Source organism: Pseudarthrobacter kochi, assembly GCF_055412805.1.
In genome coordinates, this window is the sequence record NZ_JBVAYV010000015.1 from 1 (window position 1) to 21,732 (window position 21,732).

Sequence of the window (21,732 nt, forward strand, 5' to 3'; positions counted from 1 at the left end):
GCCCGTCCGGAGGCTCCGGACGGGCGCTAAGTGACCCCGCGTTGGTTTGGCACGCTCAGCCGAGGCCGATGGCCTTGCCGAAGAGGCTGAAGCCGACGAACGCCACGATGTCCAGTACGGCATGGGCGATCACCAGCGGCATCACGCGGCGGGTCCGGAGATAGACCAGCGCGAAAATCACACCCATGATGGCGTTGCCGACGAACGGCCCGAACCCCTGGTACAGGTGGTAGCTGCCGCGCAGCATCGAGCTGGCGAAGATGGCAACGGGCATGGCCCAGCCCAGCTTGGGGAGCCGGTCCAGCAGGTAGCCCACCACGATCACTTCCTCCACGATCCCGTGCCGGATCGCGGAGAGGATCAGCACCGGCACCGTCCACCAGTAGGAGTCGAGCGCACTGGGGATGATCGCCGTCGTAATCCCCAGCGCCCGGCCAGCCGCATAAAGGCCCAGCGACGGGATTCCGATCAGCGCCGCGAGGCCCACTCCCTGCAGCAGGTCCTTGCCGGGCCGGGCGAAATTGAAGCCCAGCTTGCCACACGCCGCGGCCGCGGTGCGGTGCTCGGAGAGGAAGTAGATCACCAGTGCCACAGGCACGAGGGCGAAGAAGATGTCCAGCAGCTGGTAGGTGAGGTCAAAGTACTCGCGGGGGCTTTGCGAGCGGTTCAGGGTGGAGGTCCCCTGGGCCAGCGGCGCCTTCGTCATTTTGTCCAGCAGCTGCACCACCGAGTAGACGGCCGACTGCCCCAGTGACAGACCCAGGACAATCCACACTTCTGTCCGCAGCCGACGGCGGGAGGGAACCAACATGTTCCTATCTTGCCTGTACTTTCCGGTAGTTGCCTGAAACCGGGCGTTACCGGGGCTGCCGGCCGCCCGGGCCTATGCTTGGGGTTTATGAGTGCGCCCGGGAAAATCATCATGATCCGGCATGGCCAGTCCGCCGCCAATGCCGACACCTCGATCTACAACCGGGTGCCCGATTACCGGATCCCGCTGACCGGGCTCGGCGTCGAACAGGCCCGGGCAGCCGGTGACGAGGTCCGGCGGCTGCTGGACGGCAAGCCCGTCTGTGTGTACGTCTCCCCTTACCTGCGTGCCTACCAGACCCTCGAGGCGCTCAATCTCGGCCCGCTGGTGGAGCGGGTGATCGAGGAGCCGCGGCTGCGGGAGCAGGACTGGGCGAATTTCCAGATCGCCGGGGAGATTGAGGACCAGAAGGAGCTCCGCAACGCCTACGGCCACTTCTTCTACCGCTTCCGCGAAGGCGAGTCCGGCTCCGACGTCTATGACCGGATCTCCTCCTTTATGGAAACCCTGTACCGGCACTGGTCGAAGCCGAGCTACGCCCCCAACGCGCTGTTCGTGACCCACGGGCTCACCATGCGGCTGTTCTGCATGCGCTGGTTCCACTGGTCGGTGGAGTACTTCGAGTCACTCAACAACCCGGACAACGCCGAGGTCCGCACCCTGTACCGTTCCGCGGACGGCAAGTACGAGCTCGACAAGGCGTTCAGCCAGTGGGAGGCCCGCCGCGTCGACGAGACTGTCCTGGACGCCCCGCCGATGTTCTTCTAGCGGCCGCGCTTCATTCCGGCGTCAGCGGGCGCGGACACCGGCCCGCCAGACGGCGTGGGTCATCGGAATGCCGGGCCGGTAGGCCAGGTGGGTGGCGGACGGGGCGTTGAGCAGGTGCAGGTCCGCGCGGTGTCCGACGGCGATCGAACCGACCGCGCGTTCGCCGTCGGCGTCGTTGCCGGACTCCCGGCCGAGGGCCAGGGCACCGCCGTACGTTGCGGCGCGCACGGCCTCGTGGACGCTGAGGCTCATCTGGAGCACGGCGGTGGTGACACAGAACGCCATCGAGCTGGTGTAGGAGGTGCCGGGGTTGCAGTTGGACGCCAGTGCGAGCTGCACGCCGGCGTCGAGCAGTTCCCGGCCCGGTGCCAGCGGCTGGCGGGTGGACAGATCGCAGGCCGGCAGGCACGTCGCCACCGTGCCGCGTCCGGCGCCGCCGTCCCAGCCGGACCAGCTGGCCGCGAGGGCATCGACGTCGGCAACGGACAGGTAGTTGACGTGGTCCACGCTGGCGGCGCCGAATTCCACGGCGAGCTTTACGCCGGGGCCCTCGCCGAGCTGGTTGCCGTGCAACCGCAGGCCCAGTCCGGCGTCCCGGCAGGCCTGGAGCACGCGCCGGGACTGGTCCTCGGTGAAGGCACCGCGCTCGCAGAAGACATCGGCCCAGCGCACAAACGGCCTGACGGCGGCCAGCATGGGGCCGCACACCAGCTCCGTATACTCCTCGGCGTCCATCCCCGCGGGCACAAGGTGCGCGCCGAGGTACGTGACCTCGTCGACGACGGTCGAGGCGATCCGGGCGCTGCGGGCCTCGTTCTCAACATCCAGGCCGTAGCCGGTCTTGGTTTCGAGGTACGTGGTGCCCTGCGAGACGGCCTCTGCCACGCGGCCCATCGCCAGCCGGGTGAGGTCGAAGTCGCTGGTGGTCCGGGTGGCGCCGGTGGTCACCGCGATCCCGCCGGCACTGTAGCCCTCCCCCGCCATCCGGGCCTCGAATTCGGCCGTCCGGTCGCCGGCGAAGATGAGGTGGGTGTGCGAATCGACCCAGCCGGGCAGCAGGGCGCGGCCGCCCGCGTCGACGGCCTCATCGGCGGCCGGGGCGTCCCCCGCCTGCCCCAGCCAGGCGATCCGTTCGCCCTCGATCACCACGGCCGCGTCTTTGAGGACCCGGTGGTCCAGGTCCTGGGTCATCAGCTCGGCAACGTTGGTGATCAGGGTGCTCATGAGTCCATTCTTCAGCGCCGGATGGACCAGCGCGTCGCCGCCAGGGCCTCCGCTGTCCGGGATGCCGGACCGGCGGCGGTGTCTGCGCCCGCGGCGGGCCCGGCGCCCCGGCCCGCGAGTATGAGCCCGGCGGCGAGTTCGGCGATGCCGGAGGAGGTCTGGAAGCCGTAGCCGCCCTGGCCGGCGAGCCAGAAGAATCCGGGGGCTTCGGCGTCGAACCCCACCACCGGGACACCGTCGGCCGCTTCGGTCCGCAGCCCCGTCCAGGCCTGGCGGACACCGCGGATGCCGAGGGTGGTCAGGGTGTTGAGCCGGGCGATGAGCGCTTCGATGTCCCCCGGGTGGGGCCGCGCGTCCTCGGGCCCGCTCGGTTCGTGTTCCGATGGCGAAATCAGGACCTGTCCGTCGTCGCGCCGGAAGTAGAAGGAGTCGTCGGCGGCGGCCACCATGGGGCTGGACTCAGGGAGGGGGTGCTCGACGTCGACAATCGCCGCGGTGCGCCGGTACGGCTGCAGCTGGACCTTCTCGACGCCACTGAGCACGGCCAGTTCGTCGGCCCAGGCGCCGGCTGCATTGACCACGACGGCGGCCTGGAAGCCTTCCTGCCCGGCGCCGAGTTCCCAGCCGGAGCCCAGGCGCTGGGCCGAGTGGACCCGGGCGCCGGTGATGATGTCCACGCCGCCGGCTTCGGCGCGCCGGCGGTGGTCCTCGAGGAGCAGGGGTGCATTGCAGGCGAAGGAGCCGGTGTCCAGGCCCGCGGCGGCGAAGGAGTCCGGGAGCAGGGCCGGGCAGAGTTCCAGGGCCTCGGCATGGGTGATCGGCCGCATGTGCCCGCTGGCCTGCTCCCGCACGGTGGCGTCGTCGCCGATCAACATGAAGCTGCGCGGCGAGAGCACCGGTTCCGGCCGGGCGGCGTCCTGGGCGGCGATCAGTTCGAGGGTGCGGAGGGTGAGTTCCTGGACCGCGGGCGGCCCGTAGCTGGGGATCAGCTGCCGGGCTGAGCGTGCCGAGGTGTGGTACGCCAGGGTCTGCTCGGCTTCGACCAGCGCGACCCTGCATTTCCCGGCAAGGGCTGAGGCAAGGGACAAGCCGGCGATACCGCCGCCGACAATCACGACATCGTAATTAGCTGACATGGTTCCATCCTTGCAGACGGATGAGGTTGCGGCGCCCCTTGTGGCGCCGCAACCTCGGATCTGCTCAGCCGGTGAAGCTCCGGTTGGCCGCCGGTCCTAACCGGCGACGGCGGCTCGGCTGCGCACGAAGGCCTGCACGCACGCCTCGACGTCCCCGGCGCTGTGCGCGGCGGAGAGCTGGACGCGGATCCGGGCCGCGCCCTTGGGCACCACCGGGTAGCTGAACGCCGTAACGAAGACGCCGTTGTGCAGCATGGCGTCCGCCACCTTGGCGGCCATCACGGCGTCGCCGAACATGACCGGGACGATCGCGTGCTCGCCCGGGAGCAGCTCAAAGCCTTCCTCGCTCATGCGGCTCCGGAACAGCCCGGCGTTGGCGAAGAGCTTGCTGCGCAGTTCGCCGGAGTTCTCCACGAGGTCCAGGGCCTTCAGCGTGGCCGCGACGATGGCCGGGGCCAACGAGTTGGAGAACAGGTACGGGCGGGCCTTCTGGCGGAGCATGGCGACGACTTCGCGGCGGCCGGAGACGTAGCCGCCGGAGGCACCGCCCAGGGCCTTGCCGAAGGTGCCGGTGTAGATGTCCACACGGTCTGAAACGCCGGCGTGCTCCGGGGTGCCGGCACCGCTGGCGCCCATAAAGCCAACGGCATGCGAGTCGTCGACCATGACCATGGCGTCGTACTTTTCGGCGAGGTCGCAGATCGCCTCGAGCGGGGCAAGGAAGCCGTCCATCGAGAAGACGCCGTCGGTGACGATGATCTTGCGCCGGGCCGGGTTCTCCTGCGTGCTGGCCTCGATCAGCTTGGCTTCGAGGTCCGCCATGTCCTGGTTGGCGTAGCGGAAGCGCTGGGCCTTGCAAAGCCGGATGCCGTCGATGATCGAGGCGTGGTTCAGCGCATCGGAGATGACGGCGTCTTCCGGGCCGAAGAGCGATTCGAACACACCGCCGTTGGCGTCGAAGCAGCTGGAGAACAGGATGGTGTCCTCGGTGCCGAGGAATTTCGAGACGCGTGCCTCCAGCGCCAGGTGCAGGTCCTGGGTGCCACAGATGAACCGGACGCTGGCCATCCCGAAGCCACGCTCGTCCATCGCGGACTTGGCGGCGGCGATGATCTCCGGGTGGTCCGCGAGGCCCAGGTAGTTGTTGGCGCAGAAATTCAGCACGTCCGCGCTGGACCCGCCGATCTGGCCGGCCTTGATGTGGTTGGCCTGGGGCGAGTCAATGTGCCGCTCGGTCTTGAACAGTCCGGCGCTGCGGATCTCGTCCAGTTCGTGCTGCAGCTGGTCCTTGATGGCTGAATACATTTGGTTGGGCTCCTCAGCTGGTGGGGTCGGTGGGCCGAAACGGTGGCGGGTTAGAAGCAGGTCCAGTCCAGGACCACCTTGCCGCCCACGCCGGCGCGGGCGATCTCGAAGCCCTTTTCCCAGTCGGTGGCGGGAAGGGTGTCCGTGACGACGGCGGAGATGTTGGCGCGCAGGACCGGGTTGGAGGACAGCATGGCGCTCATGGCGTACCAGGTCTCGAACATTTCGCGCCCGTAGATGCCCTTCATGGTCAGCATATGCGTGACCACTTTGCCCCAGTCGATGTCGATGGACTGGCTGGGCAGTCCCAGCATCGCAATCCTGCCGCCGTGGTTCATGTTGTCGATCATCTCAGGCAGCGCCGTGGGGTGTCCCGACATTTCCATGCCGATGTCGAATCCCTCGCGCATGCCCAGCTCGCGCTGGGCGTCCTTGACGCGCATCTTCGAGACGTCGATCGCGAGGTCGACGCCGAGGGCCCGGGCCAGTTCCAGCCGCGGCGCGGAGACGTCGGTGATGGCGATCTTGCGGGCGCCGGCGTGGCGGGCGACGGCGATCGCCATCAGTCCGATGGGCCCGGCACCGGTGATCAGCACGTCCTCGCCGACCAGGGGGAAGCTGAGCGCGGTGTGGACGGCGTTGCCGAAGGGGTCGAAGATGGCGCCAAGTTCCGGCGTCACGGAGGGGTCCTGGTGCACCCAGACGTTAGTTTCGGGGATGAGAACGTACTCGGCGAACGCGCCGTCGCGCTGGACGCCGACGCTGACGGTGTTGATGCACATCTGCTTGCGGCCGGCGCGGCAGTTGCGGCAGATGCCGCAGACAACGTGGCCTTCGCCGGAGACGCGGTCCCCGACCTTGACATCCAGGACGTCCTCGCCGGTCTCGACGACTTCGCCGTAGAACTCGTGGCCGGCGATCAGCGGGGCGTTGATGATGCCCTGCGCCCAGGCGTCCCAGGACTGGATATGCAGGTCGGTGCCGCAGATGCCGGTAGTCATGACGCGGATCTTGACATCGCCGGGGCCGGTTTCCGGCTCGGGACGGTCAACCAGCTCGAAGCCTGCGTGGGCGCCGGCCTTGTAGAGAGCCTTCATGGGCCTTCCTAACTGTGCCATCCATCAAGCACGTGTGGTCCGCTGCCTGGGACAGCTGTGTGGGTCAACTCACCCCCATTAGAGCCGCTGCAAAGCATTAGCACAACCGGATTTTTCTCAATCGACGATTTAGCTTTTACTTGCGCATAGACTGGGTGGCATGGAAATCCACCAGCTGGAGGTGCTCCGCGAACTCGGGGCGCTCGGGAGCGTCAAGGCCGTCGCGGAAACCCTGCTCGTCACGCCGTCGGCGGTATCCCAGCAGCTGGCCGCCCTGCAGAAATCCGTGGAGGTTCCGCTGACCCGCAAGGAGGGCCGGAACCTGGTCCTGACCGAGGCCGGGCAGGTGCTCGCGGACGCCGGGGCCGCCGTCGTGAGCGCCATGGCCGATGCCCGGACGGCGATCGGCGCCTACCACGGCTCCCCGGTGGCGCCGGTGACGCTGAGCGGTTTCCACAGCGCGGGGCAGGCGTTGTTCGCGCCGCTGGCCCGGCTGCTGTCCGCGCCGGGGCAGCCGCGGATCCTGCTCACGGACGAGGACGTGGCGCAGCAGGACTTCCCGGCGCTGACGGCCCGGTATGACCTGGTGCTCGCGCACCGGATGGACCACAGCCCGCGCTGGCCCCAGGAGCGGGTCGCGGTGATCCCGCTGGCGCATGAGCCGCTGGACGTCGCGCTGCCGGCCGGGCACCGGCTGGCCGCCCAGCGGGCGGTGACGGCGGACGACGTCGTCGGCGAACCCTGGGTGACCAGCCGCACCGGTTACTCCCCCGCGGACGTGCTCTCCGCCGTCGCCGCCGTCTCCAGCCGGGAACTGAACATCGTCCACCGGATCAACGATTACTCCACGGTGGCGGCGCTCGTGGCGACCGGGAGTGTGATCGGGCTGCTGCCGCGGTACACGGCGCGGCCGGTGCTGAACCCGGGCATTGTGCTGCGGCCGCTCGAGGGCATCAGCACCCGGCGTCGGATCGATGTCCTGGCCCGTCCCGAGAACCTTAAACGCAGATCGGTCATGATGGTCTGCGAAGCACTGCAGACCATCATGACCGAACTGGTGCGTTAGCCCAAGTAGCTCGCAGCAGGGGCCTAGCCTTCGACGCCGAGGCGCTCCAGGATCAGCTCCTTGACACGGCCGGCGTCGGCCTGGCCGCGGGTGGCCTTCATCACGCTGCCGACGATCGCGCCGATCGCCTGGAGCTTGCCGCCGCGGATCTTGTCCGCGACGCCGGGCTGCGCGGCGAGGGCCGCGTCGATGGCTTCGAGCAGGGGGCCGTCGTCGGAGACTACGGCGAGGCCGCGCTTTTCGACGATTTCCGCCGGGGTGCCTTCGCCGGCGAGCACGCCGTCGAGGACCTCGGTGGCCATCTTGTTGTTGATCTTGCCGTCCTCGACCATCTGGTTCAGTTCCACGATGGTGGCCGGTGCGACGCCGAGCTGGCCGGGGTCGACGTCGGCGTTCTTGGCGCGTCCGACGATCTCGCCCATCCACCACTTGCGGGCCACCGTGGCGGTGGCGCCGGCGGCGATGGTTTCCTCGATCTCGTCCATGACGCCGGCGTTGACGACGTCGCGGAACTCCAGGTCGGAGTAGCCCCAGTCGGCCTGAAGGCGCTTGCGGCGGGCGGCCGGCGGCTCGGGCAGCGTGGCCCGGAGCTCCTCGACCCATTCGCGTGAGGCGACGATCGGCACGAGGTCCGGCTCCGGGAAGTAGCGGTAGTCATCGGCGTCGGACTTGGGCCGGCCCGAGGTCGTGGTGCGGGTGTCCTCGTGCCAGTGACGGGTTTCCTGGACGACCGGCTCGCCGGAGTCCAGCACGGCGGCGTGCCGCTGGATCTCGTAGCGGACGGCGTGTTCGACGGCGCGCAGCGAGTTGACGTTCTTCGTCTCGGAGCGGATGCCGAACCGTTCGCGGCCGTGCGGGCGGAGCGAGACGTTGGCGTCGCAGCGGACGTTGCCGCGTTCCATCTTCGCGTCCGAGACGCCAAGGTTCTTGACGATCTCACGGACGGCGGCGACGTAGGCCTTGGCGAGCTCGGGCGCGCGGCTGCCGGCGCCCTCGATCGGCTTGGTGACGATCTCCACGAGCGGCACGCCGGAGCGGTTGTAGTCCACGAGGGAGTAGTCCGCGCCCTGGATGCGGCCGGTGGCGCCGCCCATGTGGGTCAGCTTTCCGGCGTCCTCCTCCATGTGCGCACGTTCGATTTCGACGCGGAAGATGGTGCCGTCGGAGAGCTCGATGTCCAGGTAGCCGTCGTACGCGATGGGCTCGTCGTACTGGGAGGTCTGGAAGTTCTTCGGGGTGTCCGGGTAGAAGTAGTTCTTCCGGGCGAAGCGACAGGTCTCGGCGATCGTGCAGTTGAGCGCCAGGCCGATCTTGATCGAGGACTCGATCGCGGTCTTGTTCACGACGGGCAGGACGCCGGGGAGCCCCAAGTCCACCTCGTTGACGTTGGTGTTGGGCTCGTCGCCGAAGACGTTCGGCGCGGAGGAGAACATTTTCGTCCTGGTGTTGAGTTCCACGTGGACCTCGAAGCCCAGGACGGGATCGTACTTCTCCATCGCCTCTTCGAAGCTGAGGGTTGCGTCAGTCATTAGTGGGAACCTCCGTGGCTCGCGGGGGCGCCAGCAGCAACTGCCGGTGCAGGATCAGTCAGGGAAGGAGCCTTGTCCAGCAGCGGGCCGCCCCACTGTGCCTCGAGCAGGGATTCGAGCACCGCACCGACGCGGTAAAGCCGGGCGTCCTGGCGGGCCGGGGCCAGCAGCTGGACGCCGACCGGCAGCCCGTCCTCGTCGGCCAGGCCGCCGGGCAGGGACAGCCCGGGCACGCCGGCCATGTTGGCGGGGATGGTGGCAACGTCGTTGAGGTACATCGCCAGCGGGTCGTTGAGCTTCTCGCCGAGCTTGAACGCCGTGGTGGGCGCCGTCGGGGAGATCAGCACGTCGGCCTTGGCGAACGCGGCGTCGAAGTCGCGCTGGATCAGGGTGCGCACCTTCTGGGCCGAGCCGTAGTAGGCGTCGTAGTAGCCGGCGCTCAGCGCGTAGGTGCCCAGGATGATGCGGCGCTTGACCTCGTCGCCGAAGCCGGCGGCGCGGGTGGCGCCCATAACGCGTTCGATCGTCATCGGGCCGTCTTCGGGCAGGACCCGCAGGCCGTACCGGACGCCGTCGAACTTGGCCAGGTTCGAGGAGGCCTCGGACGGCATGATCAGGTAGTAGGCGCCCAGGGCGTACTTGAAGTTGGGGCAGGAAACCTCAACGATTTCCGCGCCGGCGCCCTTGAGCAGCTCGAGGGATTCGTTGAAGCGGTTCTCGACGCCGGCCTGGTAGCCCTCGCCGTGGAGTTCCTTGATGATGCCGATCTTCATGCCGCGCACGTTGCCGATCGACGCGGCCGCCACAAGGTCCTCCATCGGGTCCTGCAGCGACGTGGAGTCGTGCGGGTCGTGGCCGCCGATGACCTGGTGCAGCAGGGCGGAGTCCAGCACGGTGCGGGAGACCGGGCCGATCTGGTCCAGCGAGGAGGCCATGGCGATCGCGCCGTAGCGGGACACTCCGCCGTAGGTGGGCTTTACGCCGACGGTGCCGGTGACGGCGCCGGGCTGGCGGATCGAGCCGCCGGTGTCGGTGCCGAGCGCCAGCGGGGCTTCGAAGGCCGCGACGGCGGCGGCGGAACCGCCGCCGGAGCCGCCGGGGATCCGGTCGAGGTCCCAGGGGTTGTGGGTGGGGCCGAAGGCGGAGTGCTCGGTGGAGGAGCCCATCGCGAATTCGTCCAGGTTGGTCTTGCCCAGGATCGGCATCTTCGCGGCGCGCAGGCGCTTGACCACGGTGGCGTCGTAGGGGCTGTGCCAGCCTTCGAGGATCTTCGAGCCGGCCGTGGTGGGCTGGCCGACGGTGACGATCAGGTCCTTGACGGCGATCGGCACACCGGCGAGGGCGTGAAGCTCTTCGGCAGCGGCGCCGCCGGCGGCGCGGATCGCGTCCACCTCGGCGGCGACGGCGAGCGCCTCGTCCGTGTTGACGTGCAGGAAGGCGTGGACCTTCCCGTCGACGGCGGCGATGCGGTCCAGGTGGGCCTGGGTGACCTCGACGGCGGAGACCTCGCGGGCGGCGAGCTTGCCGGCGAGGGCTGCGGCAGAGGAGCGGATCAGTTCGTTGTTCTCAGTCATGTTCTTAGCCCTCATCCAGGATTGCCGGGACCTTGAAGCGGCCTTCGTATGCGTCGGGGGCGCCGGAGAGTGCCTGCTCGGCGGTGAAAGTGTGGCCCACAACGTCCTCGCGGAACACATTTGTCAGCGGGATCGGGTGGGACGTGGCCGGGACGTCGTCACCGGCGGCTTCACTGACGGATTTCACTGATTCGACGATGACGGCGAGTTCGCCGGCCATCCTGTCGAGCTCTTCAGCACTCATCTCGATGTGCGCGAGACGCGCGAGATGCGCGACGTCGTCGCGATTGATCGCAGCCATGGATCTCCCCTGCAAGTTCGGATTATTTTCCGTCCCAGTCTACGTGGGTTCGCATGCTGTTACTTCCCGGCACCATGCCAAACAACGCGGGGTCACCTACGGCCCATCCGGAGGTCCGGAATGGGCCGTAGGTGACCCCGCGTTGCTGATGGCGGGTGTCAGCCGATGGCGATGGCTCCCGTGAGCACTCCGGTGGCGAGCATGACCAGGGAGATGACGGCCGTGCGCCAAAGGACCTTTTTGTGGTGGTCGCCCAGGTCCACCTTCGCGAGGGAGACCAGGAGCAGGATCGCGGGTACCAGCGGGCTCTGCAGGTGGAAGGGCTGGCCGGTGATCGAGGCGCGGGTCATGTCCGCGGGGATGATGGCGACGAGCCATTCGGACATCGCCTTGACCATGCCGGTGCCGTTAAGGACGCCGGTGAGGACTGCAGCGGCCATGACCATGCTGACGACGGCAACGATCGACGGGGCGTGGGCGATGAGCTGGGCGCCCTGGTCCTTGACCTTCGGGAAGTTGACCAGCAGGGCGATGGCGGAGCCCACCATAAAGACGAACGGGAGCGGAATGATGTTGGCGACGAGCGTGACCATGACGGCAACCGTCAGGGTTGCTGTTAGCCGGCGCTCTTGTGGGCGACGAGTTCGATCTCGACCAGCATCTTGGGATCCAGGAACGGCAGCACATGGACCAGGGCCAGGCTGGGGCGGATCTCACCGAAGACTTCGCCGTGGGCGCGTCCGGCTTCCTCCCACTGGCTGATGTCCGTGAGGTACAGCTTGGACTGGACCACGTCCGCGTAGTCGAAGCCGGCGTCGGCCAGGACGGCGCCGAGTTTGTCCAGGATGTAGCGGGTCTGGGTGTAAAAGTCCGCACCGACCACGCCGTCCTCGCCGCTGGCGGCGGTGGCGGAGATATAGAGCGTGTTGTCCACCTGGACCGCCCGGGAGTAGCCGACCTTCTGTTCCCAGACGGAACCGGTGCCGAATGTTTTGCGCATGGAGGTGCCTTTCGCAGTGTGGCTGGAGTCGGCACCACTTTAGGGCGGCGCGAGGCGCTGCCGGTAACCGCGCGGAAATATGTCGCGTGGCTGGGTTCCTGCCGGGTTGCACCCCCGCCGGGGCCGACGGCGTTCCGGGGGCACATTGGCGCGGACACGCCGTCAGTTAAGGCGCCAACGTCGAAAATTGCGGCCAAAGTGCCCCCGGACGATCACGGCACGGCACAGGATAAGGGTGTTCCCCGTCAGCTGCCGATGTCCCGGTTCTTGCGGAAGGCGTTGGTGCGGGCGTACTCGTGGACGCGGCTGAGGGCCTCAATCTGGGAACGGGCGTCGTCCGCGAGCGCGGTGAACGTGGCCGGGTCGAGCCCGAGCTCGGGTGCCAGCTCTTCCAGGGTCTGCCAGCCGCCAAGCTTTCCCAGTACCGCGGCGCGCATGAGTTCGGCCTCCAGCACCATGGTCATCGGCGACGGGCGCACGATGCGGCCGTTGAGCTTGAGCCGGCCGGCGTGCTCGGCCAGCCAGGCGGCGGCCTGGCGGTGCGGGCGCTGCCGCACGCCCAGGTCCCGGATCAGGCCGAGGAGCACGTCGCGTTCCCTGGTGATTTCCGCGCTGACCCGGGACAGTTCGGCGGACACCGGGGTGTCGGCGAAGGCCTCGGCCATGCGCTGGATCCGGGAGACGCCGGCGGTGGAGCCGGTCAGGTGGTCCGAGAGGTACAGGCCGAGGAGCTTCCCGTCGATTGAGCCGGGGATGTGCGGTGCCATGGGTCCTCCAGGTAGCCGTTGCCTGAGCGTTTCGATTGACCCACACCCTACCCCACCGAAGCGGCAGCCCTCCGCGCCTACAGCTCCTGGCGGTAGACGAGCAGTTTGATGTCGGTGTCCGGCACCACCCAGTCGCGCTCGGGGGCCCGCTGGAAGCCGGTCTTGAGATAAAGCCCGTGGGCGCTTTCCCAGGTCAGACCGGTGGTCAGCGCCACGGCATTGATCCCGGGCAGCGACCGCGCGTGGTCGAGGATGGCGTGGACCATGGCCTTGCCGGCGCCGCTGCGCTGGACGGCCGGGTCCACAACGAGCATCCGGAATTCGAGCTCGTCATCCTGGGCGATGTCCGCATAGGGTTCGCCGGCGACGGCCAGCGTCACCGAGCCGACGATGTGTCCCGCGCGTTCGGCCACCCAGATGGTGGCGTGCGCGGCGCGCCGGGCCACGTCCTGGATCTGCCGCATGTACGGGTGGTCGGCGCTCTCAAAGTAGCCCGCGGCCAGATAGGCATCCCGGGTGATGCGCGCGATGGCGTCGTAGTCGGCCGGAACTGCTGGACGGATCTTGATCTGGGGATGCACCTGTCCATGCTACGGGCGGGCGCGCCGCCCAGGACACGGAACTGCGGTTTCCGTGACTGAACTATCAGAACGGCCGGCATCAGCCCAACGGCCGGCCGGCAACGGCTGGGCTACAGCGGGAATTTTCCGGAGAGCTCCAGCGTCCCGGCGCAGGTCCAGGCCGCGAGGCGTTCGTCGTCGGAAGGTCCGCCGGCCAGCGGGCTGGTCAGCCGCGGACGGCGCACCCAGCATCCGGCCTCTTCTGCGATCAGGGCGCCCGCGGCGAAGTCGTGTTCGTTCAGGCCCCGTTCACCGTAGGCATCGTGGGTGCCGTCCGCCACGAGGCAGAGGTCCAGGGCGGCGGAACCGAGGCGGCGGACGTCGGCGAAGCCGTCCATGATTCTGCCCAGCCCGGCCGCCTGTTCGGCCCGGACGGCGGGGTCGTAGCTGAAACCCGTGGCCAGGATCTGGCCCGTGCGCCCGGCGACCGGGCCGGACAGCTGTGTCACCCGGCCGTCTTCCTCGAGCCAGGCGCCCTGCCCGCGGAGCGCGTAGTACCTCCGGCCCAGGGCCGGGGCGTTGACGACGCCGGCCAGCCAGACGCCGTCGGGGTCGGCCACGGCCACCGACGTGCCGTAGTAGACGATGTTGCGGATGAAGTTGGTGGTCCCGTCGAGCGGGTCGATGGACCAGCGGTAGCCGCTGGGCGACGCCGGCAGGACCGTGCCGCCTTCCTCCCCGGTGATGGTGTCGAACGGCCGCGCCGCGGTGATGACGTCCCGGACGGCGGTTTCCGCCGCGAGGTCGAAGGCGGTCACCCAGTCCCCGGAGTCACCTTTGTTGCTGACGTCCAATTCGGCGGTGTTCCGGCGGGCCAGGACCGCGGCCCCGGCCGCTGCGGCCCGCTGCGCGAGTTCCAGCAGCGTGGCCGGGAGGCCGGCGGGGCGGTCGGGGGCATCGGGGCTCATTCGGTCCCAGCTTCCTGGTGGTTCTCTTCGGCATCCTCACGGGCGCCGTCGCCGGCGCCGTCCCCGCTGGCCGGTTCCGCGGCACCGTCCGCCGGGCCTTCGGCCAGGAGCGCGCGGAAGCCGTCCTCATCCAGAACCGGCACGCCGAGCTGTTCGGCCTTGTCCAGCTTGGTGCCGGCGTTTTCGCCCGCCACGACGTAGTCCGTCTTCTTCGAGACCGAGCCGGATGCCTTGCCGCCGCGGACCAGGATGGCCTCCTTCGCTTCGTCCCGGCTGAAGCCTTCCAGGCTGCCGGTCACCACGATGGTCAGTCCCTCCAGGGTCCGCGGCGTGGACTCGTCGCGCTCGTCCTTCATCCGGACGCCGTCGGACGCCCAGGTGTCCACGATCTCGCGGTGCCAGTCCTCGGTGAACCATTCGGTCAGGGCGGCCGCGATCACCGGCCCGACGCCGTCGACGTGCGCGAGCTCTTCTTCGGAGGCCTGCCGGATGGCGTCCATGCTGCCGAACGCCGTCGCGAGCGCACGGGAGGCCCGCGGGCCCACGTGCCGGATGGACAGCGCCACGAGGACCCGCCAGAGCGGCTGGGTCTTGGCCTTCTCCAGCTCGCGGAACAGCTTCCCGGTGGTGGCCGTGGGCTTGGACGGCGTCTTCGCGGTGCCCTTGCTGTAGAAATACGGCACCAGCTCGAACTCGCCGGTGGCGACGCCCTTGGACCGCTTTTCCCGCCGGATGCGGACGTCGGCGAGGTCTTCGGGCGTGAGCCGGAACAGGTTCGCTTCGGTGGTCAGCGGCGCGGTTTCCGGCTCGGCCGGCTGGGTCAGGGCGATGGCGGCTTCCCAGCCGAGGGCCTCGATGTCGAAGGCGCCGCGGCCGGCGAGGTGGAACACCCGTTCGCGCAGCTGCGCCGGGCAGGAGCGGGAGTTGGGGCAGCGGATGTCCACGTCCCCTTCCTTCGCCGGGGCCAGCGGGGTGCCGCAGGCGGGGCATTCGGTGGGCATCACGAAGTCGCGGACCGGCGGATCCTGCTGCTCGCGGAGGGCCAGGACAGGCCCGACGATTTCCGGGATGACGTCCCCGGCCTTGCGCAGCACCACGATGTCGCCGATCTTGACGCCCTTGGCCTTGACCACCTCCTGGTTGTGCAGTGTGGCCATCTCCACGGTGGAGCCGGCCACCTTGACCGGTTCCATCACGCCGTACGGGGTGACGCGGCCCGTGCGGCCCACGTTGACCGCGATGTCCAGCAGCTTGGTGTGGACCTCCTCCGGCGGGTACTTGTAGGCGACGGCCCAGCGCGGAACCCGGGAGGTGTAGCCGAGCGCGCGCTGGGTGGCGAAGGCGTCGACCTTGACCACGATGCCGTCGATTTCGTGGCTGAGGCTGTGGCGTTTGTCGCCGTAGCGGGTGATGAATTCCAGCACGTCCGCCAGCCCGGGCAGGACCTCGAAGTACGGGCTGGTGGGCAGCCCCCACTCGGCGAGCTGCCGGTAGGTGTCGGACTGGCTGGCGGTTTCGAGTCCTTCGCGGGCGCCGATGCCGTGCACGTACATCCGCAGCGGGCGCTTGGCGGTTTCCGCCGGGTCCTTCTGGCGCAGCGAGCCGGCGGCGGCATTGCGGGGGTTGGCCAGGGGCGCCTTGCCGGCCTCGATCAGTGCCTCGTTGAATTCGGCGAAGGCCTTGGACGGGATGAAGACCTCGCCCCGGACCTCCATCTCGGCCGGGAAGCCGGCCCCGCTGAGCTGCTGCGGGATCTCCTTGATGGTCAGGACGTTGTGGGTGATGTCCTCCCCCGTGGTGCCGTCGCCGCGGGTCGCGGCCCGGATGAGCACACCGTCGCGGTAGAGCAGGTTGACGGCGAGGCCGTCGATCTTGAGTTCCGTGAGCCAGGACGGCGTCCCGTTGCCGAGTTTGGCGATGTTGGCCTCGGCCTTGGCGATCCACGCCTCCAGCTCCTCCAGGGAGAAGACATCCTCCAGGCTGTACATACGCTGCAGATGTTCGACGGCGGCGAAGGCGGCGGACACTTCGCCGCCCACCTCCTGGGTCGGGGAATCGTTGGCCACGAGTTCCGGGTGCATGGCCTCGATGGTTTCCAGCCGCCGGTAGAGTTCGTCGAACTCGGCGTCGGAAATGATCGGCGCGTCCTCCTGGTAGTACGCGAAGCGGTGCTTGCGGACCTCCTCGACAAGGACCTCGTACTCTTCGCGGACGGCCTCGGAGGGCGTCTGTGTGTCGGCAGCTGCTGCAGTGTTCCCTGTGCTCACAGACCTATCCTGCCCTACATCACAGACATTGTCCGGTCCGGTCGGCGTCCACCCCAACTGACTCGCCGCAGGGGCCGTTCTGGGCGTCCAAAACGGCCCCTGCTGCCAGTCAGTTGGGAAGGGACTGGGTGCTTAGTTCCGGTTCTCCGGAGGCAGCGCGACCTGGAGCTTGCGGACCTTGCCGCGGCCCACGATGTAGCCGCGGCCGGGGACGAAGTCCGTGCTGATCCGGCCCAGCGAGGTGCTGAGCAGGCTGTCGCCGTCGATGTCGCCCGGGTTGAGCAGGAGGCCGCGGCGGCCGGACTTGAACGGCTGCGCGAGGGACCAGGCCGAGGACCAGGTGGAAGTCTCGGATTCGCCCACTACCCACTGGTCGGCCTTGATCGAGGCCGTGACGAGCCGTTCGATCCCGGATTCCGCGCCCGTGTCGGTGAAGTCGGTCAGGCCCTCGATGAAGATCGCGAGCTTGCCCGGCGTGCCGGTGGAGTAGTCCACCAGCCCGTCGATGGTTTCCTCGACGTCGTCCGCGCCCACTACGGAGCGGTCCCAGAGCTTCAGGGACGCCGCCGCGGAGCGCCGCGAGCCAACGTAGATCAGTTCGACGCCGGGGTTGGACCGGCGCAGCGCGTAGGCCAGGGTGACCAGGGCGACGGTGCGGCCGGCCCCGGGCGGGCCTGCCAGCAGCAGCGGCCCCTTGGCCAGGATCTCGGCGGGCTGGAGCGTCTCGTCGTCGACGCCGATGACGGGCAGGTCCGGGCTGCCGGCGGGCAGGATGTCGAGGTCGACCTGGTCCGGCAGGCGCTCGATCTGCGGGGCCCGTTCCACGCCCTGGCGCAGCATGGCCTCGCTGAGTTTGTGGACCTCGCGGGCCTGCACGGCCAGGTTGGAGTTGCCGCCGAGCACCGCGAGCTGCACCTCGAGGTTGCCCAGCAGGCCGCGTCCCGGGGGCGAGGCCTGGCCCAGGACATCCTTGGGCACGTCCATCGACATGTAGTCGTCCTCGGAGGAGAGGCGCAGCACCAGCCGGCGCTGGATCGAGGCCAGCAGCGACGCCGGGACCGAGTTGGGCCGGTCCCCGCTGATCACGAGGTGGATGCCGAGCGGACGGCCGTCGGTGGCGAGCTGCAGGAAGATGTCCCACAGCGCGGAGAGCTTGCTGTACTCGTAGGCCTCACGGAAGGCGGACATGCCGTCCACCAGCACGAAGATCCGCTTTTCCGCCGGCTGGTCCGCCAGGGTGCGGTACTCCACGATGGTCGACGCGCGGACTTCCGAATAGCGGGCCGCGCGGTCGTCGGCGAGGTCGCGGAGCCAGCGCAGGAGCCGGCCGACGCGTTCGACGTCGTCGCCGTTAATGATCTCGCCGACGTGCGGCAGCCCGTCGAGCATCTTCAGCCCCGAGGAGCCGCAGTCGATGCCGTAGACGTTCACCGGCCCGCCGCGCGGCGTGACCGCGGCGGCGATCGCGATGCCGCGCAGGGCCGCGGACTTGCCCGAGCCGCCGGTGCCGTAGATGGCCATGTTCCCGTCCCGGTCCGGCTCGTAGAACACGGTGGGCTGGTCCTGGTGCGCGGGATCGTCCGCGACGCCGAGGAGCAGGCGTTCGTCCGTCCGGGGGTTCGGCAGCCGGGAGAAGTCGTAGGTGGTGGCGAGTTCGTCCAGCCAGGGTTTGCGGGGAGGTTCGATGGAGAGCACGTCGGCGGCCTTGATGATGTTGGCGGTCATCCGGGCGATGTCGTTCAGGCCCGCCGCTTCCTCCTTCACCGGGGTCTCGGGCGCCGGGGCGGCCCAGGCCGGGCCGGAGCCGAAGGCCATCTCGACGATCTCGATCTGCGGCCGCTGCGGCTTCTCCGTGGTCCAGCCGCCGGCGTAGCCGGTCTGGAAGCCCTGGATCCGGCCGGGGCCGGTCTTGGCGGCGCCGCGTCCGGGAATGGCGGGGTCGAAGTACGCCGCCGTGGGCACGCCGAGGATGTCGATCGCGTCGTCCTCGTCGGCCATCCGCAGCGCCACGCGCAGGTTGGTGTTGGCGCGCAGGCTTTCCTTGATCACGCCGGCGGGCCGCTGGGTGGCCAGGATCAGGTGCAGGCCCAGGGACCGGCCGCGGGCGGCGACGTCCACCACGCCGTCGACGAACTCCGGCACCTCGGTGGCGAGGGCCGCGAACTCGTCGACGATGATGATCAGGTACGGCGGAGCTTCCGGGTCCGCTTCGCGCTGGAGTTCCAGCAGGTCCTTGGCCTTTTTCCGGTTCAGCAGCCGTTCCCGGTGGTGCAGCTCGGCCCGCAGCGAGGTCAGGGCGCGGCGGACGAGGTGCGGGGAGAGGTCGGTGACCAGGCCCACAGTGTGCGGCAGGTGCAGGCAGTCCGCGAACGCGGCGCCGCCCTTGTAGTCGACAAACAGGAAACTGACCCGGTCCGGGCTGTAGGCCGCGGCCATACCCATCACCCAGGACTGCAGGAACTCGGACTTGCCGGCGCCGGTGGTGCCGCCGACGAGGGCGTGCGGGCCCTCGTTCTTGAGGTCGAGGTAGAGCGGCTCGATGCCCTTGGAACCGACCAGGGCCCGGAGCGTGCCGTTGTCCTTGCGGTTGGGCACGGCGGAGGCACGGACCGAGTTGTTTTCGGTCCACCGCTCGGCCACGGCCGCCGGGTTGTCCAGGAAGTCCTTGCCGATCAGGGTCGCGTAGGAGACGGCGCGCGGCAGGTCGGAGTCGTCTTCCAGCGGCTTGCCGACGTCGACCACCGGGGTGAGCATCCGGGCCAGCTGGGCGGCGAGGCCGGCGTCGAGGCTTTCGCAGCTCACCGGGAAGGTGTGCCGGCCGAGCCGGACCTGGCCGGTGGTGGTGCCGTTCTCGCCGTCGACGGCCATGAAGTCCCGGCACGCAGCCGGAAGCTGCTGCACGGAGGAAGCCACCCACATCACGTGCACCCCGGAATCCGGTCCCCGCTCGAGTACCCGGGTGAGCCGGCCGCGGTCCACCGGGGCGTCGTCCTCGACGACCACCAGCACGGTGGGCAGCAGCGGCTCCGCGAGATCGGAGCTCAGCGGGTCGACGCCGGGCCGCAGGGCCGGGTGCGGGGTGCGGGAGGCAGCCTCCCGCTGGTCAATCAGGTCCTCCAGCCGGGACAGCAGGGCCGAACCGCCCGCGGGTCCGGCGGCCAGATGGTCGCCGCTGAGCGGGCTGTGGCCGGAGCCGACGTGCGGGAGCCACTGCAGCCATTCCCAGCGTTCCTTCGACTGCGCCGAGGTGATGGCGGCCACCACCACTTCCGCGGGCGAATGCAGCCCCACGAGCTGCAGGACCATGCCGCGGGCCACGTCGTCGACGAGGCCGCGGGAACCGGCGAGGCCGAAGGAGCCGGCGGAGCGCAGCTGCGAGACGATCGGCACGCCTTCGACGTCCCGGAACTGGGCCAGGCACGCCTGGATTTCGGCCATGTATTCGGCTTCGGTCTCGTTGTTGCCGGGCTCCTCGAACTGGATCCGCGAGGGCGCCGTGCCCAGGCCGAAGCGCAGGCCCAGGAAACCGGTGTGCTCGGGACGGTGGGTCCAGAGCAGCGGGCCGAGCTTGTAGATAGAGTCCACGGTGTCACTGACCGAGGGTGCTTCCTGCAGCCGGACCGAGCGCTCCACGTTCTGCAGCCGGGTGATGTCCGTCCGGAACGCGGCCATGGACTCGCGGAACTGCTTGAGTTGTTCCTTGCGTTCCCGCTTGGCCTGCAGCTTCTGGTCCACGTAATGGCCCACGATGAACAGCGGCATCATCAGCATGAACACGACCGAGAGCACGTTCTGCGTCACGGCGAACAGGATGCCGCCCATCATCAGCGGCGCGAGCATCATGATGTACGGGAAGGCATGGTGCTCCTGGCGCTTGGGCCCGGCCGGGAGCATCCGTTTCTGCTGCTCGAAGCGCGGCACCACCCGCGGTGAGCGGTTGAAGTCGATCAGCGGGGAGCTCGGCGCGGAGCTGTGCCCGGTGCCGAGCGAGACCACGGAGACGGTCGTGTCGCCCAGGGCCACGGTGTCCGAGGAGTTCAGCATGGCCCTGGTGACCGGCAGCCCGTCCATCAGCAGCCCGTTGGCCGAATTCGTGTCCACGATCTCGACCGTCTCGCCGACCGTGATGCGGGCGTGCCGCTTGGAGGTGAGGGGGTCCATGAGCCGGACATCAACGTCGCGGCCGCGGCCGATGTAGCTGGTGCCCGAGGGCAGCGAGAATTCGCGTCCGACGTCGGGCCCGGACAGCACACGCAGCGTCGCCGCCGCGGGTCCCCGGCTCAAGCCGGGCGTCGCAAACTGCTCGCTCAGCTGCGTCAGCGAGACGATGGAGCCGGGCCGGAGCCCGGATTCCAGCAGGTTGTCCGTGCGGTCCAGGATGCTGCCCTTCATGCCGCCGGCGGCGAAGGCTTCCTCGATGCTGAGGGACAGGTTCGACGGCGGCGGGGTCCCCCGCCGGGCGGGGTCGGCGGCCCAGAGCTGGGTGGCGATGTCCGCCACCGTAGCGAGTCCGTCAACGGTGACGGCGAGGTCTTTGGCGTCGGCCGGGTCGCGGCGGAGCGTCAGTCGGATTCTCACGCTTTGTCGGTTCCGTTCAGGTCAGTGGCGGCCGGATTTTCAGCGTTGTGCTTTTCAGCGTTGTGCTTTTCAGCGTTGTGCTTTTCAGCGTTGTGCTTTTCAAGCAGGTGCAGGTCCGCCGGGGTCACGAGGTGTGAGGTGACGGCGTGTTCCACAAGCCGCGCGCGGCGGTTCGTGGCGAGTTTTCCGCCGCCGCCGCGCAGTCCGGCGACTCCGACCTTGTCGAGTTTGTCGCACACGTTATCCAGCTTTCTGTTGAACCGGGTCAGGGCCCAGCCCAGGGTTTTGGCGGCCTCGGCCGAGGACGGGATGGCGCTGAAGCCGGTCCCCTCGCGGCGCAGCATGGGTTCGGCGAGGGCAACGATCAGGGCCTTCTGCGAGTCGGTGAAGACCACCGGGCCGATGGTGGTGTCGCCGCCGCTGTCCTCGTCGCGGGATTCCTGCCGGAAGGCGGGGGTCCTCAGGTGCACGGCGAACTCGTAGGTGGTGGGGCCGGCGGTGAAAATGACGTTGGTGTGGCTGAAAACCAGCGGAATCCGGGCGCCCGGCGAGAGCCACGCCTGCATCCCGCCGGAGGCATCGGCGATGGTTGCGGAGAGCATGCTGCCGACGTTGCTGAGCCACCAGATGCCGTCATAGCGGGCGATCTGCAGGAACTGCCGGTGCAGGTACGGGTTGTCGTCCACCTCAAGGTCGCCTTCGCGGCCGATGCTGAAGACGTCCTCGTCCGAGGGCTCATGCCACTCGCCGCAAAAATCTATTGCCAGATCCCCCATGTGCC

The 21,732-nt window shown here is 68.9% G+C and carries 16 protein-coding genes and 2 pseudogenes; 2 read left to right on the forward strand and 16 right to left on the reverse strand.

What is annotated here, in order from left to right; translation table 11 throughout:
• Positions 1 to 55 precede the first annotated feature (55 nt).
• Positions 56 to 811, reverse strand: a complete 756-nt coding sequence (locus ACZY0Y_RS09485; protein ID WP_463883729.1) for a CPBP family intramembrane glutamic endopeptidase — start codon at positions 809 to 811, stop codon at positions 56 to 58.
• Between the two features lie 87 nt (positions 812 to 898).
• Here ACZY0Y_RS09485 and ACZY0Y_RS09490 point away from each other — a divergent pair, with 87 nt between their 5' ends.
• Complete coding sequence (locus ACZY0Y_RS09490) at positions 899 to 1,579, forward strand: histidine phosphatase family protein (protein WP_463957630.1); 681 nt, start codon at positions 899 to 901, stop codon at positions 1,577 to 1,579.
• 21 nt (positions 1,580 to 1,600) lie between these two features.
• On the opposite strand, the gene hutI is transcribed toward ACZY0Y_RS09490, so the two are convergent.
• The 4 genes from hutI to tdh form a co-directional block, all read right to left on the reverse strand.
• Positions 1,601 to 2,803 carry an imidazolonepropionase gene (gene hutI, locus ACZY0Y_RS09495; RefSeq protein WP_463957632.1) on the reverse strand — a complete coding sequence of 401 codons (1,203 nt, stop codon included), beginning with the start codon at positions 2,801 to 2,803 and terminating at the stop codon, positions 1,601 to 1,603.
• An 11-nt stretch (positions 2,804 to 2,814) separates the two neighbouring features.
• Positions 2,815 to 3,939 carry an NAD(P)/FAD-dependent oxidoreductase gene (locus ACZY0Y_RS09500; RefSeq protein ID WP_463957634.1) on the reverse strand — a complete coding sequence of 375 codons (1,125 nt, stop codon included), beginning with the start codon at positions 3,937 to 3,939 and terminating at the stop codon, positions 2,815 to 2,817.
• 96 nt (positions 3,940 to 4,035) lie between these two features.
• The gene (locus ACZY0Y_RS09505) at positions 4,036 to 5,244 is read right to left on the reverse strand and encodes a glycine C-acetyltransferase (RefSeq protein WP_463957636.1); all 1,209 of its coding nucleotides are present in this window, start codon (positions 5,242 to 5,244) and stop codon (positions 4,036 to 4,038) included.
• Between the two features lie 50 nt (positions 5,245 to 5,294).
• A complete protein-coding gene (tdh, locus tag ACZY0Y_RS09510; protein ID WP_463883737.1) occupies positions 5,295 to 6,341 on the reverse strand; it encodes an L-threonine 3-dehydrogenase in 1,047 nt (348 codons plus the stop codon).
• Between the two features lie 160 nt (positions 6,342 to 6,501).
• Here tdh and ACZY0Y_RS09515 point away from each other — a divergent pair, with 160 nt between their 5' ends.
• Positions 6,502 to 7,407, forward strand: a complete 906-nt coding sequence (locus tag ACZY0Y_RS09515) for a LysR family transcriptional regulator (RefSeq protein WP_463883739.1) — start codon at positions 6,502 to 6,504, stop codon at positions 7,405 to 7,407.
• A gap of 23 nt (positions 7,408 to 7,430) precedes the next feature.
• Here ACZY0Y_RS09515 and gatB read toward each other — a convergent pair whose 3' ends face one another.
• The 11 genes and pseudogenes from gatB to ACZY0Y_RS09570 all read right to left on the reverse strand — a co-directional run.
• A complete protein-coding gene (gene gatB / locus ACZY0Y_RS09520) occupies positions 7,431 to 8,936 on the reverse strand; it encodes an Asp-tRNA(Asn)/Glu-tRNA(Gln) amidotransferase subunit GatB (protein ID WP_463957638.1) in 1,506 nt (501 codons plus the stop codon).
• Positions 8,936 to 10,510: an Asp-tRNA(Asn)/Glu-tRNA(Gln) amidotransferase subunit GatA gene (gene gatA / locus ACZY0Y_RS09525; RefSeq protein ID WP_463883743.1), complete on the reverse strand. Its 1,575-nt coding sequence runs from the start codon at positions 10,508 to 10,510 to the stop codon at positions 8,936 to 8,938. The genes gatB and gatA overlap by 1 nt, the downstream gene beginning before the upstream one ends.
• Before the next feature lie 4 nt (positions 10,511 to 10,514).
• A complete protein-coding gene (gene gatC / locus ACZY0Y_RS09530; RefSeq protein WP_024367481.1) occupies positions 10,515 to 10,811 on the reverse strand; it encodes an Asp-tRNA(Asn)/Glu-tRNA(Gln) amidotransferase subunit GatC in 297 nt (98 codons plus the stop codon).
• A gap of 158 nt (positions 10,812 to 10,969) precedes the next feature.
• A pseudogene (locus ACZY0Y_RS09535) lies at positions 10,970 to 11,455 on the reverse strand (citrate:proton symporter); the annotation flags it as partial.
• Positions 11,428 to 11,811, reverse strand: coding sequence for a RidA family protein (locus ACZY0Y_RS09540; RefSeq protein WP_463883745.1), 384 nt, complete (start codon positions 11,809 to 11,811; stop codon positions 11,428 to 11,430). The gene ACZY0Y_RS09540 and the pseudogene ACZY0Y_RS09535, both read right to left, overlap by 28 nt.
• A gap of 245 nt (positions 11,812 to 12,056) precedes the next feature.
• Entirely contained in the window at positions 12,057 to 12,578 is a 522-nt protein-coding gene (locus ACZY0Y_RS09545; RefSeq protein WP_463957640.1) for a hypothetical protein, read from the reverse strand.
• Positions 12,579 to 12,655: 77 nt separating this feature from the next.
• Positions 12,656 to 13,159 (reverse strand): GNAT family N-acetyltransferase, encoded by a 504-nt coding sequence (locus ACZY0Y_RS09550; RefSeq protein ID WP_160666929.1) that lies wholly within the window; start codon positions 13,157 to 13,159, stop codon positions 12,656 to 12,658.
• 110 nt (positions 13,160 to 13,269) lie between these two features.
• A complete protein-coding gene (locus ACZY0Y_RS09555; RefSeq protein WP_463883748.1) occupies positions 13,270 to 14,106 on the reverse strand; it encodes an inositol monophosphatase family protein in 837 nt (278 codons plus the stop codon).
• Positions 14,103 to 16,373: an NAD-dependent DNA ligase LigA gene (gene ligA / locus ACZY0Y_RS09560; protein WP_463957642.1), complete on the reverse strand. Its 2,271-nt coding sequence runs from the start codon at positions 16,371 to 16,373 to the stop codon at positions 14,103 to 14,105. Before ligA ends, ACZY0Y_RS09555 begins: the two co-directional genes overlap by 4 nt.
• Positions 16,374 to 16,505: 132 nt before the next feature.
• Positions 16,506 to 20,951, reverse strand: a complete 4,446-nt coding sequence (locus tag ACZY0Y_RS09565) for a type VII secretion EssC family protein (protein ID WP_463957644.1) — start codon at positions 20,949 to 20,951, stop codon at positions 16,506 to 16,508.
• Between the two features lie 95 nt (positions 20,952 to 21,046).
• Positions 21,047 to 21,727, reverse strand: a pseudogene (locus ACZY0Y_RS09570) (hypothetical protein); the annotation flags it as partial.
• Positions 21,728 to 21,732 lie beyond the last annotated feature (5 nt).

Excerpts from the sequence above, each read along its gene's own strand:
- gatA (WP_463883743.1), bottom strand. The coding sequence starts at position 10,510 with ATGACTGAGAACAACGAACTGATCCGCTCCTCTGCCGCAGCCCTCGCC.
- ACZY0Y_RS09500 (WP_463957634.1), bottom strand. The coding sequence starts at position 3,939 with ATGTCAGCTAATTACGATGTCGTGATTGTCGGCGGCGGTATCGCCGGC.
- ACZY0Y_RS09545 (WP_463957640.1), bottom strand. The coding sequence starts at position 12,578 with ATGGCACCGCACATCCCCGGCTCAATCGACGGGAAGCTCCTCGGCCTG.
- gatB (WP_463957638.1), bottom strand. The coding sequence starts at position 8,936 with ATGACTGACGCAACCCTCAGCTTCGAAGAGGCGATGGAGAAGTACGAT.
- ACZY0Y_RS09515 (WP_463883739.1), top strand. The coding sequence starts at position 6,502 with ATGGAAATCCACCAGCTGGAGGTGCTCCGCGAACTCGGGGCGCTCGGG.
- ACZY0Y_RS09490 (WP_463957630.1), top strand. The coding sequence starts at position 899 with ATGAGTGCGCCCGGGAAAATCATCATGATCCGGCATGGCCAGTCCGCC.
- hutI (WP_463957632.1), bottom strand. The coding sequence starts at position 2,803 with ATGAGCACCCTGATCACCAACGTTGCCGAGCTGATGACCCAGGACCTG.
- ACZY0Y_RS09485 (WP_463883729.1), bottom strand. The coding sequence starts at position 811 with ATGTTGGTTCCCTCCCGCCGTCGGCTGCGGACAGAAGTGTGGATTGTC.
- ACZY0Y_RS09540 (WP_463883745.1), bottom strand. The coding sequence starts at position 11,811 with ATGCGCAAAACATTCGGCACCGGTTCCGTCTGGGAACAGAAGGTCGGC.
- ACZY0Y_RS09555 (WP_463883748.1), bottom strand. The coding sequence starts at position 14,106 with ATGAGCCCCGATGCCCCCGACCGCCCCGCCGGCCTCCCGGCCACGCTG.
- tdh (WP_463883737.1), bottom strand. The coding sequence starts at position 6,341 with ATGAAGGCTCTCTACAAGGCCGGCGCCCACGCAGGCTTCGAGCTGGTT.
- ACZY0Y_RS09505 (WP_463957636.1), bottom strand. The coding sequence starts at position 5,244 with ATGTATTCAGCCATCAAGGACCAGCTGCAGCACGAACTGGACGAGATC.
- gatC (WP_024367481.1), bottom strand. The coding sequence starts at position 10,811 with ATGGCTGCGATCAATCGCGACGACGTCGCGCATCTCGCGCGTCTCGCG.